This window comes from Pseudomonas sp. YNh (genome assembly GCF_037993085.1).
Lineage (GTDB): Bacteria > Pseudomonadota > Gammaproteobacteria > Pseudomonadales > Pseudomonadaceae > Aquipseudomonas > Aquipseudomonas putida.
In genome coordinates this window covers 140,321-152,452 of the sequence record NZ_JBBMRJ010000001.1, presented here as the reverse complement: position 1 = coordinate 152,452, position 12,132 = coordinate 140,321, and the positions used below count along the sequence as shown (strand labels likewise).

13 protein-coding genes are annotated in these 12,132 nt (G+C 63.1%); all 13 read left to right on the top strand.

All coding sequences use genetic code 11. The features are described from left to right. Nucleotides 1-5 precede the first annotated feature (5 nt). The 13 genes from flhF (at nucleotide 6) to WF331_RS00595 (ending at nucleotide 12,128) form a co-directional block, all read left to right on the top strand. Nucleotides 6-1,313, top strand: a complete 1,308-nt coding sequence (flhF, locus tag WF331_RS00655) for a flagellar biosynthesis protein FlhF (RefSeq protein WP_174370777.1) — start codon at nucleotides 6-8, stop codon at nucleotides 1,311-1,313. Between the two features lie 93 nt (nucleotides 1,314-1,406). Then, a complete protein-coding gene (gene fleN / locus WF331_RS00650) occupies nucleotides 1,407-2,240 on the top strand; it encodes a flagellar synthesis regulator FleN (RefSeq protein WP_012273492.1) in 834 nt (277 codons plus the stop codon). Then, nucleotides 2,237-2,977 (top strand): RNA polymerase sigma factor FliA, encoded by a 741-nt coding sequence (gene fliA, locus WF331_RS00645; protein ID WP_229609963.1) that lies wholly within the window; start codon nucleotides 2,237-2,239, stop codon nucleotides 2,975-2,977. The genes fleN and fliA overlap by 4 nt, the downstream gene beginning before the upstream one ends. 120 nt (nucleotides 2,978-3,097) lie before the next feature. Further along, nucleotides 3,098-3,472 (top strand): chemotaxis response regulator CheY, encoded by a 375-nt coding sequence (locus WF331_RS00640; protein WP_161775562.1) that lies wholly within the window; start codon nucleotides 3,098-3,100, stop codon nucleotides 3,470-3,472. Between the two features lie 20 nt (nucleotides 3,473-3,492). Further along, entirely contained in the window at nucleotides 3,493-4,281 is a 789-nt protein-coding gene (locus WF331_RS00635; protein ID WP_016498567.1) for a protein phosphatase CheZ, read from the top strand. A 12-nt stretch (nucleotides 4,282-4,293) separates the two neighbouring features. Beyond that, a complete protein-coding gene (locus WF331_RS00630) occupies nucleotides 4,294-6,537 on the top strand; it encodes a chemotaxis protein CheA (protein WP_284396864.1) in 2,244 nt (747 codons plus the stop codon). A gap of 46 nt (nucleotides 6,538-6,583) precedes the next feature. After that, entirely contained in the window at nucleotides 6,584-7,708 is a 1,125-nt protein-coding gene (locus WF331_RS00625; protein WP_284359644.1) for a protein-glutamate methylesterase/protein-glutamine glutaminase, read from the top strand. After that, a complete protein-coding gene (locus WF331_RS00620; RefSeq protein WP_016498570.1) occupies nucleotides 7,708-8,448 on the top strand; it encodes a flagellar motor protein in 741 nt (246 codons plus the stop codon). Before WF331_RS00625 ends, WF331_RS00620 begins: the two co-directional genes overlap by 1 nt. Before the next feature lie 3 nt (nucleotides 8,449-8,451). Continuing rightward, on the top strand, nucleotides 8,452-9,309 hold the full coding sequence (gene motD / locus WF331_RS00615) for a flagellar motor protein MotD (protein WP_016498571.1): 858 nt from the start codon (nucleotides 8,452-8,454) through the stop codon (nucleotides 9,307-9,309). A 217-nt stretch (nucleotides 9,310-9,526) separates the two neighbouring features. After that, complete coding sequence (locus WF331_RS00610) at nucleotides 9,527-10,315, top strand: ParA family protein (protein WP_016488407.1); 789 nt, start codon at nucleotides 9,527-9,529, stop codon at nucleotides 10,313-10,315. Further along, a complete protein-coding gene (locus WF331_RS00605; protein WP_063423085.1) occupies nucleotides 10,315-11,208 on the top strand; it encodes a CheW domain-containing protein in 894 nt (297 codons plus the stop codon). Before WF331_RS00610 ends, WF331_RS00605 begins: the two co-directional genes overlap by 1 nt. 43 nt (nucleotides 11,209-11,251) lie before the next feature. Further along, nucleotides 11,252-11,731 (top strand): chemotaxis protein CheW, encoded by a 480-nt coding sequence (locus WF331_RS00600; protein WP_003254393.1) that lies wholly within the window; start codon nucleotides 11,252-11,254, stop codon nucleotides 11,729-11,731. A 1-nt stretch (nucleotide 11,732) separates the two neighbouring features. Then, on the top strand, nucleotides 11,733-12,128 hold the full coding sequence (locus tag WF331_RS00595) for a DUF2802 domain-containing protein (protein ID WP_016498573.1): 396 nt from the start codon (nucleotides 11,733-11,735) through the stop codon (nucleotides 12,126-12,128). Nucleotides 12,129-12,132 lie beyond the last annotated feature (4 nt).

Below are 12,132 nucleotides of genomic sequence, written 5' to 3'. Positions count from 1 at the left end.
GGATAATGCAAGTTAAGCGATTTTTCGCCGCCGATATGCGTCAGGCCATGAAACTGGTCCGTGACGAGCTGGGCGCCGATGCCGCGATCATTGGCAACCGCCGCATTGCCGGTGGTGTCGAACTGACGGCCGCGCTGGACTACAAGCTGTCCGCCCTGGCTCCGCGCGTGCCCAACGCCGAGCTGGAAGAAGAGCTGCGCAAGACCCATACGCGCATCGCCACTGCCCAGGCCGAGCTGGACCACCGCCAGGACAGCAGCGACAACAACCGCCAATTGTTTGCCGGGCAGTCGCTGACGGCCGCCGAGCCGTTGATCGAGCCGCATGTCGATGCCCCTGAGGCTGCCGCTGCCCCTGCTGCGGCGCCGGTCGACCCGCGCCTGTTCGATGCCATGCGCTCCGAGCTGTCGGGCCTGCGCGAGCTGCTGGAAGTGCAACTCGGTTCGCTGGCCTGGAGCCAGCTGCAGGGCAGCAAGCCACAGCAGGCCAACCTCTGGCGCCGGCTGCAGCGCATCGGGCTGTCCGGGCCTATCGCCCGTGAGTTGCTCGACCTTACCGCCGAGATCGAAGAGCCACGCCAGGCCTGGCGCATGCTGTTGGCGCACCTGGCGCGGATGATCGACATTCCTGAAATCGAACCGATCGAAGAGGGTGGGGTGATTGCCATGGTCGGCCCGGCCGGCATGGGCAAGACCACCACCCTGGCCAAGCTGGCTGCCCGCTACGTGCTCAAGTACGGCGCGCAGAACCTGGCGCTGGTGAGCATGGACAGTTTTCGTATCGGCGCCCAGGAGCAGCTCAAGACCCTGGGCCGCATCCTCAACGTGCCAGTGACCTACGTCGACCCGGGCCAGTCGCTGGCTGCGGCACTGGAGCCACTGCTGCGCAAACGCGTCGTTCTGATCGATACCGCCGGCCTGCAGGCCAGCGACCCGGCACTGCGCATGCAGCTGGAAACCCTGGCCGGGCGTGGCATTGCCGCGAAGAATTACCTGGTGCTGGCTACCACCAGCCAGAAGCAAGTGCTGACCGCCGCCTACCACAGCTACAAGCGCTGTGGCCTGGCCGGTTGCATCCTGACCAAACTGGATGAAACGGCAAGCCTTGGCGATGTGCTGAGCCTTGCCATCAGTCATGAACTGCCCGTGGCCTACCTCACCGATGGCCCCCGCATTCCTGACGACCTGCATCTGCCGCGTGGCCACCAATTGGTGTCCCGTGCGGTCAATGTGCAGCAGCAGGACGAGCCCAGCGAGGAGGCCATGGCCGACATGTTCGCTGATCTCTATCACAACCCCCGGCGAGCGGGTTGACCATGAAGCGTGTGCAAAGTAGCTATGCCAAGGGGTACGCAGAATTGCCCCACGTGTGGCCTGAGTCCCAGCGAGACAAGGTAAAGAACAGACATGGGTAGCATGCATCCCGTACAGGTGATCGCCGTGACCGGTGGCAAAGGTGGCGTCGGCAAGACTAACGTTTCAGTGAACTTGTCCCTGGCGCTGGCCGAGCTTGGCCGCAGGGTCATGCTGCTGGACGCCGACCTGGGCCTGGCCAACGTCGACGTGTTGCTGGGCCTTACCCCCAAACGTACCCTGGCCGATGTCATCGAGGGGCGCTGCGAGCTGCGTGACGTGATGCTGCAGGGCCCTGGCGGTGTGCGCATCGTACCGGCGGCCTCGGGCACCCAGAGCATGGTGCACCTGGCCCCGGCCCAGCATGCCGGGCTGATCCAGGCGTTCAGCGAAATCGGCGACAACCTCGACGTGCTGGTGATCGACACTGCGGCGGGGATTGGCGAGTCGGTGGTCAGCTTCGTTCGCGCCGCCCAGGAAGTGCTGCTGGTGGTCTGTGACGAGCCCACCTCGATCACCGATGCCTACGCCCTGATCAAACTGCTCAACCGCGACTACGGGATGAATCGTTTCCGTGTGCTGGCCAACATGGCGCAGAGCCCGCAGGAAGGGCGCAACCTGTTCGCCAAGCTGACCAAGGTCACCGACCGCTTCCTCGACGTTGCCCTGCAGTACGTGGGCGCCGTGCCGTACGACGAGTGTGTGCGCAAGGCAGTGCAGAAGCAGCGCGCCGTCTACGAAGCCTTCCCACGCTCCAAGTGCGCGCTGGCTTTCAAGGCGATCGCCCAGAAGGTCGACAGCTGGCCGCTGCCGGCCAATCCGCGCGGTCACCTGGAGTTCTTTGTCGAGCGTCTGGTGCAACCCACCAGCGCGGGACCCGTGCTATGAACGCCAGCGGCTTCAAGATGTACAGCCGGGCGGCGAAAGACGCCCAGTACGAGCTGATCGAACGCTACGCCCCGCTGGTGAAGCGCATTGCCTACCACCTGTTGGCGCGGTTACCGGCCAACGTGCAGGTCGAGGACCTGATCCAGGCCGGCATGATCGGCCTGCTTGAAGTGTCCAACAAATATGACGCCAGCAAAGGCGCCAGCTTTGAAACCTATGCCGGCATCCGCATCCGCGGGGCCATGCTGGACGAGGTGCGCAAGGGCGACTGGGCACCGCGTTCGGTGCACCGCAACACCCGCATGGTCAGTGACGCGATGCGTGCCGTTGAAGCCAGAACAGGCCGGGACGCTAAAGATCATGAAGTTGCTGCCGAACTCCAATTGAGTCTCGATGATTACTACGGGATCTTGAACGATACCTTGGGCAGCCGCCTGTTCAGCTTTGACGACCTGTTGCAGGACGGCGAGCACGAAGGGCTGCATGAGGATGGCGCCAGTGGCCATGTCGAACCTGCGCGTGGCCTGGAGGACGAACGCTTCCAGGCTGCCCTGACCGAGGCCATTGCCAACCTGCCGGAGCGTGAGCGCCTGGTGCTGGCGCTGTACTACGACGAAGAGCTGAACCTCAAGGAAATCGGCGAGGTGCTTGGGGTCAGCGAGTCGCGGGTCAGCCAGTTGCACAGCCAGTGCGCCGCGCGCCTGCGTAGCCGCCTGGGGGAATGGCGGGCACGTTGAGCCCGGTGTCGTTGCAGTCGTTTTCCACGTGCGTTATCCACGTTGTACCGAATTGAATGAGTGCGTGCCCGGTAGACCGGGCGCGTTTGAGACTGCTTGGAGGTCTAATTGGACAAGAACATGAAAATCCTCATCGTTGACGACTTTTCGACGATGCGGCGGATCATCAAGAACCTGTTGCGTGACCTGGGCTTCACCAACACCGAAGAAGCCGACGATGGCACCACGGCGCTGCCGATGCTGGAAAACGGCCACTACGACTTCCTGGTGACCGACTGGAACATGCCCGGCATGTCCGGCATCGACCTGCTGCGTAAAGTGCGTGCCAGTGAAAAGCTGAAAACCATGCCGGTACTGATGGTGACTGCCGAGGCCAAGCGCGACCAGATCATCGAAGCGGCCCAGGCCGGCGTCAATGGCTATGTGGTCAAGCCGTTCACCGCTCAGGTGCTCAAAGAAAAGATCGAGAAGATCTTCGAACGCGTCAACGGCTGAGTCACGTCAGGGGGCGCGCCATGGATTCATCACAAACGTCTTTGGGGGAGTTCGAATCGACCCTGAAGAAACATGCCCAAGAGTTGGTCGAAAGCCTGGAACGGGGCCGTTTTGGCGAGGCGGTACAGCTGATTCACGAGCTGAACCAGACCCGCGATCGCGGCCTGTACCAGGAAGTCGGCAAGCTGACCCGCGAGTTGCACAGCGCTATCGTCAGCTTCCAGATCGACCCGACCATCCCGCAGGCCGAGGAGGTGTCGCAGATTACCGACGCTACCGAGCGCCTGTCGTACGTGGTCAAGCTGACCGAGGGCGCGGCCAACCGCACCATGGACCTGGTCGAGGCAAGCACCCCGGTGCTCAACGACCTGGCCAGCGAAGCCAAGGCGCTGAGCACCGACTGGCAGCGCTTCATGCGCCGCGAAGTGGCTGCGCCGGAGTTCCGTGACCTGGTCAAGCGCGTCGACAGTTTCCTGACGCACAGCGCTGAAGGTAACCGCAAGGTTGCCGGGCATCTCAATGACATTCTGCTGGCTCAGGACTATCAGGACCTGACCGGCCAGGTGATCAAGCGCGTCACCAGCCTGGTGACCGAGGTGGAAAGCAACCTGCTCAAACTGGTGCTGATGGCCAGCCAGGTCGACCGTTTTGCCGGTATCCAGCATGACCACGATCAACTGCGCGCAGAAAAAGATGCAGAAAAACATCCGACTCGGGGTGAAGGTCCGCAGATTCATGCCGATAAGCGTGAAGACGTTGTGTCCGGTCAGGACGATGTCGACGATTTGCTGTCCAGCCTGGGTTTTTAAGGAGCACGTTTGATGAGCTTCGGCGCCGATGAAGAAATCCTCCAGGATTTCCTGGTAGAAGCCGGCGAAATTCTTGAGCAACTGTCCGAGCAACTGGTCGAGCTGGAAAGCCGACCTGACGATGCCGACCTGCTCAATGCGATCTTTCGCGGTTTCCACACTGTAAAAGGGGGCGCCGGCTTCCTCCAGCTGAACGAGCTGGTGGAGTGCTGCCATATCGCCGAGAACGTGTTCGACATCCTGCGCAAAGGTGAGCGCCGGGTCGATGCGGAACTGATGGACGTGGTGCTTGAAGCACTGGATACGGTCAACAGCATGTTTGGCCAGGTGCGCGAGCGCGCCGACGTAACCCCGGCCACCCCCGAGTTGCTGGCGGCCTTGTCGCGCCTGGCCGAACCCGGTGGTGCCGAGGCCGCTGAAGTGCCTGCGCCAGCGGCACCGGTAGCCGAGGCACCGGTTGCGGCCATGGGCCCTGCCGATGACCAGGACATCACCGACAGCGAGTTTGAACAGCTGCTCGATTCGCTCGATGCGGTCAAGGCGCAAGCCGCGGTCGATGAGCAGATGCAGGGCGAGGCTGTCAGTGGTTCAGGTGACGAAATCACCGACGCCGAGTTCGAGTCGCTGCTCGACCAGTTGCACGGCAAAGGCCAGTTCAGTGTCGAAGCTGCGGTACAGCCGGTTGCCGCGCCCGCAGAAGCGGTAAGCGACGAAATTACCGACGAAGAATTCGAATCGCTGCTCGACCAGTTGCATGGCAAGGGCACGTTCCAGGCTGATGCGTTGCCTGCCGTCAAAGCACCGGCGCCGGTCGCGGTCGACAACAGCGCCGCTGGCGATGAAATCAGCGAGCACGAGTTCGAGGCCCTGCTGGACCAGTTGCACGGCAAGGGCAAGTTTGGTGGTGACGTTGCTGCGGTCGAGGCCCCGGTTGTGGCCAAGGCGCAAGCGCCTGCCCAGGCCTTGGCCGACAGCCAGCCGGCGGCCAAGCCAGCCGCTGCTGCGCCGGCGCCTGCGGCCGCCAGCAAGCCTGCGCCGGCCCCCCGTGCGCCGGCGCCGGCTGCCGAGAAGCATGCCGTTAGCGAAGCGGAAACCACTGTTCGCGTCGACACCGCGCGCCTGGACGAGATCATGAACATGGTCGGCGAACTGGTGCTGGTGCGTAACCGCCTGGTGCGCCTGGGCCTGAACAGCGGCGACGAGGCCATGTCCAAGGCCGTGTCCAACCTCGACGTGGTCACTGCCGACCTGCAGACGGCGGTGATGAAAACCCGCATGCAGCCGATCAAGAAAGTGTTCGGCCGCTTCCCGCGGCTGGTACGCGACCTTGCCCGTCAGCTGAAAAAAGAGATCAACCTGGAGCTGGTCGGCGAAGAAACCGACCTGGACAAGAACCTGGTCGAGGCCCTGGCCGACCCGTTGGTGCACCTGGTGCGCAACGCCGTCGACCATGGTGTCGAGATGCCCGACGAGCGTGAAGCTTCGGGCAAGGCCCGCACCGGACGCGTGGTGCTGTCGGCCGAACAGGAAGGTGACCACATCCTGTTGTCGATCTCTGACGACGGCAAGGGCATGGACCCGAACATCCTGCGCGCCAAGGCCGTGGAAAAAGGCCTGATGGACAAGGATGCCGCTGATCGCCTGAGCGAATCTGACTGCTACAACCTGATCTTCGCCCCGGGCTTCTCGACCAAGACCGAAATTTCCGATGTGTCTGGCCGTGGCGTGGGCATGGACGTGGTGAAAACCAAGATTTCCCAGCTCAACGGCTCGATCAACATCTACTCGGCCAAAGGCCAGGGCTCGAAGATCGTCATCAAGGTGCCGCTGACCCTGGCGATCATGCCCACCCTGATGGTGATGCTGGGCAACCAGGCATTCGCCTTCCCGCTGGTCAACGTCAACGAGATCTTCCACCTCGACCTGTCGCGCACGAACGTGGTCGACGGCCAGGAAGTGGTGATCGTGCGCGACAAGGCGCTGCCGCTGTTCTACCTCAAGCGCTGGCTGGTACAGGGCCAGGTGCACGAAGAGCAGCACGAGGGTCATGTAGTGATCCTGTCGGTCGGCACGCAACGCATCGGCTTTGTCGTCGATCAACTGGTTGGCCAGGAAGAAGTGGTAATCAAGCCGCTGGGCAAGATGCTGCAGGGCACCCCGGGCATGTCCGGGGCCACCATCACCGGTGACGGTCGCATTGCGTTGATTCTCGACGTCCCGAGCATGCTCAAGCGTTACGCCGCGCGGCGTATTTGATTTCGGTGGCGCACCCTGGCGGGTTGCGCCGCCTAATGGAGTGTTTATGGCAGTCAAGGTCCTGGTGGTGGATGATTCCGGTTTCTTCCGCCGCCGTGTCTCGGAAATCCTCTCCGCGGATCCGACGATCCAGGTAGTAGGTACCGCGACCAATGGCAAGGAAGCAATCGACCAGGCGCTGGCGCTCAAGCCCGATGTCATCACCATGGACTACGAAATGCCCATGATGGACGGCATCACCGCTGTGCGGCACATCATGCAGCGCTGCCCGACGCCGGTTTTGATGTTCTCCTCACTGACCCACGAAGGCGCTCGCGTCACCCTCGACGCGCTGGATGCTGGCGCGGTGGATTACCTGCCGAAAAACTTTGAGGACATTTCGCGCAACCCCGACAAGGTCAAGCAGATGCTGTGCGAGAAGGTGCATACCATTTCGCGCAGCAACCGCCGCCTCGGCAGCTATGCCAGGCCGGCGCCGGTCGCCGCCCCTGTGCCCGCCAGCAGCCCTGCGCCGGCCAGCAGCTTCGCCAGCCCGGCGCCGGCCCGCCCTGCGGCGACTGCCCGTGCAGCGGCCCCGGCGGCGTCGCACTCGCCAGCCCCCAAGCGCAAGCCTTACAAGCTGGTGGCCATCGGCACCTCCACGGGCGGCCCGGTGGCCCTGCAGCGGGTATTGACCCAGCTGCCGGCCAACTTCCCGGCGCCGATCGTGCTGATCCAGCACATGCCGGCAGCGTTCACCAAGGCCTTTGCCGAACGCCTGGACAAGCTGTGCCGCATCAACGTGAAGGAAGCCGAGGACGGTGACATTCTGCGCCCAGGCCTGGCACTGTTGGCCCCCGGCGGCAAGCAGATGATGATCGACGGCCGTGGCACGGTGAAGATCCTGCCCGGTGACGAGCGCCTGAACTACAAGCCGTGCGTGGACATCACCTTCGGCTCGGCAGCCAAGTCGTACGGTGACAAGGTGCTGTCGGTGGTGCTCACCGGCATGGGCGCCGATGGCCGCGAAGGTGCGCGCCTGCTCAAGCAGGGCGGCAGCACCGTGTGGGCCCAGGATGAAGCCAGCTGCGTGATCTATGGCATGCCCATGGCCATCGTCAAAGCCAACCTGGCGGACGCGGTGTACAGCCTGGACGACATCGGCAAGCACCTGGTGGAGGCCTGCGTCTGATGGACGTCCTCAGCCTGATCGGCCTGATTCTCGCATTTGTCGCCATCGTCGGTGGCAACTTCCTTGAAGGCGGCCATGCCGGCGCTCTGGTCAACGGCCCGGCGGCGCTGATCGTGCTGGGTGGCACCCTGGCGGCTGCCTTGTTGCAGTCGCCGCTGTCCTCCTTCAAGCGCGCCTTGCAGATTCTGCGCTGGATCCTGTTCCCGCCGCGGGTCGACCTGGCGGGTGGCATCGACCGCGTGGTGAACTGGAGCCTGACCGCGCGCAAGGAGGGCCTGCTGGGCCTGGAAGGGGTGGCCGACGCCGAGCCCGACCCGTATGCGCGCAAGGGCCTGCAGTTGCTGGTGGACGGTGCCGAACCAGAAGCCATCCGCAGCATCCTTGAAGTCGACTTCCTGACCCAGGAAAGCCGTGACATCCAGGCGGCCAAGGTGTTCGAGAGCATGGGCGGCTATGCGCCGACCATCGGCATCATTGGTGCGGTGATGGGCCTGATCCACGTGATGGGCAACCTGGCCGACCCCTCGCAGCTGGGCAACGGCATTGCCGTGGCCTTCGTCGCCACCATCTACGGCGTGGCCAGCGCCAACCTGATCCTGCTGCCGGTCGCCAACAAGCTCAAGGCCAATGTCATGCGCCAGTCGCGCTACCGCGAGATGCTGCTTGAAGGCTTGTTGTCGATTGCCGAGGGTGAAAACCCGCGCTCGATCGAGTTGAAGCTGCAAGGCTTCATGGAGTAACCCATGCGTCGCCGTCGTCATACCGAGGAACACGAAAACCACGAACGCTGGCTGGTGTCGTACGCCGACTTCATCACCTTGCTGTTCGCCTTTTTCGTGGTGATGTACTCGATTTCCTCGATCAACGAGGGCAAGTACAAGGTTATTTCCCAGGCGTTGCTCGGGGTGTTCAACGACCCTGAGCGCAGCATGAAACCGATCCCCATCGGCGATGAGCAGCCGTTGAGCGTGCGTCCGGCAGAGCCGCTGGTCAAAGACAGCGAGCAGACCGAAGCGGGCTTGGCAGCGACCAATGTCGACCCGCTGAAAACCATCAGCGATGACGTGCGTGATGCCTTTGGCGACCTGATCAACAGCAACCAGATGACCGTGCGCGGCAACGAGTTGTGGATCGAGATCGAGCTGAGTTCGTCGTTGCTGTTCGGTAGTGGCGATGCCATGCCCAGCGACAAGGCATTTGCCATCATCGACAAGGTGGCCAGCATCCTCAAACCGTTCGCCAACCCGGTGCATGTCGAAGGCTTTACCGACAACCTGCCGATCCGCACGGCGCAGTACCCGACCAACTGGGAGCTGTCTTCGGCGCGGGCGGCGAGTATCGTACGCCTGCTGGCCATGGAAGGGGTCAACCCGGCGCGCATGGCCTCGGTGGGTTATGGCGAGTACCAGCCGGTGGCCGGCAATGACACCGCCGAAGGCCGCGCGCGTAACCGCCGGGTGGTGTTGGTGATTTCGCGCAACCTCGAAGTGCGCCGCAGCCTGACCGGCTCGGGCAGTGCTCATGCCACGCCGGATGCCGCGTTGCGCCGGGCTGGCACACAAAGTGCACCTGCAACGCCAGCAACGGTGGCGGGGCAGTAACTCGTCAATTCTCTGTCACCGTTACCCAGTTGATGAGATTGCCAAATCCCTGTGGGAGCGGGTTCACCCGCGAAGAAGGCGACACGGTGTATGGCACCGGCTACGCCGGTGTTCGCGGGTAAACCCGCTCCCACACTGATTGCACACGCTTCCAAGTGTTGAGCAAGGCAGTAGTTTCTACAGTGTCCCTGCCAAATCAATAGATAGAGTTTGCTTGATGAGAGTCTGGGCAGTAGCTAATCAAAAAGGTGGCGTCGGCAAGACCACCACAACCATCGCCCTGGCTGGCCTGCTGGCTGAGGCAGGCAAGCGCGTGGTCGTTGTCGACCTCGATCCGCACGGTTCGATGACCAGCTATTTCGGGCACAACCCCGATGCGCTGGAGCACAGCTGCTACGACCTGTTCCTGCACAAGGGCGCAGTGCCAGACGGCCTGCCCGGGCAGTTGCTGCTGCCCACCAGCGATGAGCGCATTTCGCTGTTGCCGTCGAGCACCGCACTGGCCGTGCTGGAGCGTCAGTCGCCGGGGCAGAATGGCCTGGGCCTGGTGATCGCCAAGAGTCTGGCGCAGTTGTGGCAGGATTTCGACTATGCCGTGATTGACAGCCCACCCTTGCTGGGCGTGCTGATGGTCAATGCCTTGGCCGCCAGCCAGCAATTGGTGATTCCGGTGCAGACCGAGTTTTTGGCGGTGAAGGGCCTGGAACGCATGGTCGGCACCCTGGCCATGATCAACCGCTCGCGCAAGCAGGCGCTGCCGTACCAGATCGTGCCAACACTGTTCGACCGCCGCACCCAGGCCTCCCTGGGCACACTCAAACTACTGCGTGACACCTACGGCCAACAGGTGTGGCAGGGCTATATTCCGGTGGATACGCGCCTGCGCGATGCCAGCCGCAAGGGCGTCACGCCCTCCCAGTTCGACAGCAAGAGCCGCGGGTTGATTGCTTACCGGGCGCTGCTGAAGCACCTGCTGACCTACAAGACTGCAGTGCAGGTGGCCTGATGACCCAGACCCGACACACCAGCACCCGGCCGCAGATGGCCTTGCAGTCGTACCTCGATGGCCTGCTGCAGGAAGCCACCGAGGCCGAAGACCTGTTTGAGCCGCCAGCCTCGGCGGACGCGTTCGCCGAGGCGGTGCGTGAGGAGCAGGCACGTGATGCCCGTCAGCTGGCGCGACCGGTACCCGCCGAAGCCCCTGCCAGCCTTGCCCCACGGCCGTTTGCCGAACCCAGGCTGGCGGTGCTGCCCAGCGTCGTGCCAGTAGAGGCGCCGGTGGTGACGGTGGTCGAGCAGGAGGTGCTTGCCGAGGCCGCCATTCCGGTGCTGGTCGAAGAACAAACCGTGGAACCCGCAGTGCCTCTGGTCGATGTGCACCTGCCAGCGCCCAATCTACCGGTGCCCCCGGCGACCGTCGACGGCCGCCCGGTTTGGGCGGCGGAGCCGTTCGAGTGCCTGCTGTTCGACGTCGCCGGCCTGACCCTGGCGGTGCCGTTGGTGTGCCTGGGCTCGATCTACAACCTGGCCGGCCAGGAGCTGACGCCGCTGTTCGGCCAGCCTGACTGGTTCCTGGGTATTTTGACCTGCCAGGCCGGCAACCTGAAGGTGCTGGACACTGCGCGTTGGGTAATGCCCGACCGCTACCGCGACGATTTCCGTCAAGGCCTGAATTACGTGATTTCGGTGCAAGGCTACGAATGGGGACTGGCCGTGCATCAGGTCAGCCGCTCGTTGCGCCTGGACCCGTCCGAGATCAAGTGGCGTAGCCAGCGCGGCCAGCGGCCGTGGCTTGCCGGCACGGTGATTGAACACATGTGTGCACTGCTCGACGTCGCCGCACTGGCCGAGCTGATCGCCAGCGGCGCGGTCAAGCAGATGCACGCCAAACAGAAATGACACAGAACACAACCGCCAAACAGCGGATTTTGAGGGTAGGGGAATGAAAAAGTCGTCTGCACAAGGTTCCGAAGATCCGATCCTGCAGTGGGTTACCTTCCGTCTGGACAACGAGTCCTACGGCATCAACGTGATGCAGGTACAGGAAGTGCTGCGCTACACCGAGATCGCCCCGGTACCGGGCGCTCCAAGCTACGTGCTGGGCATCATCAACCTGCGCGGCAATGTGGTGACCGTGATCGACACCCGTCAGCGTTTTGGCCTGATGCCGACCGAAGTTACCGACAACACCCGTATCGTCATCATCGAAGCCGACAAGCAAGTGGTCGGTATTCTGGTCGACAGCGTGGCCGAAGTGGTTTACCTGCGCCAGTCCGAAATCGAAACCGCACCGAACGTGGGTAACGAAGAGTCGGCCAAGTTCATCCAGGGCGTGTGCAACAAGAATGGTGAACTGCTGATCCTGGTCGAGCTGGACAAGATGATGACCGAGGAAGAGTGGTCCGAGCTGGAGAATATCTGAGTTGATCCTACAGGTTGCTGTCATCTTCCTGGCGCTGGTCTGGGCGCTGAGCTTGTGGTTCTTCCTCAACTACAGCAAGCGCCAGCGCGAGCTGGCTGCGCAGCAAGCCGAGGGTGATGCGCTGCGTGACCAGCGCATCAAGGACCTGGCCAAGCGCCTGGACGACTACCAGAACGGTACCGTGCGCATGGGAGAGGCGCTGCACGAACTGAGCGTGACGATGGCCCCGCTGCCTGACAGGCTCCAGCAGTTGGAGCAGCGCGACCCCAACAACGTCACCTTCTCCCAGGCGGCCAAGCTGGTCGGCATGGGCGCCAGCGTGGCCGAGCTGACCGAAAGCTGTGGCCTGACCCAAGCCGAGGCGGAGCTGATGAGCAAGCTGCACCGCAGCGGCTGACCTG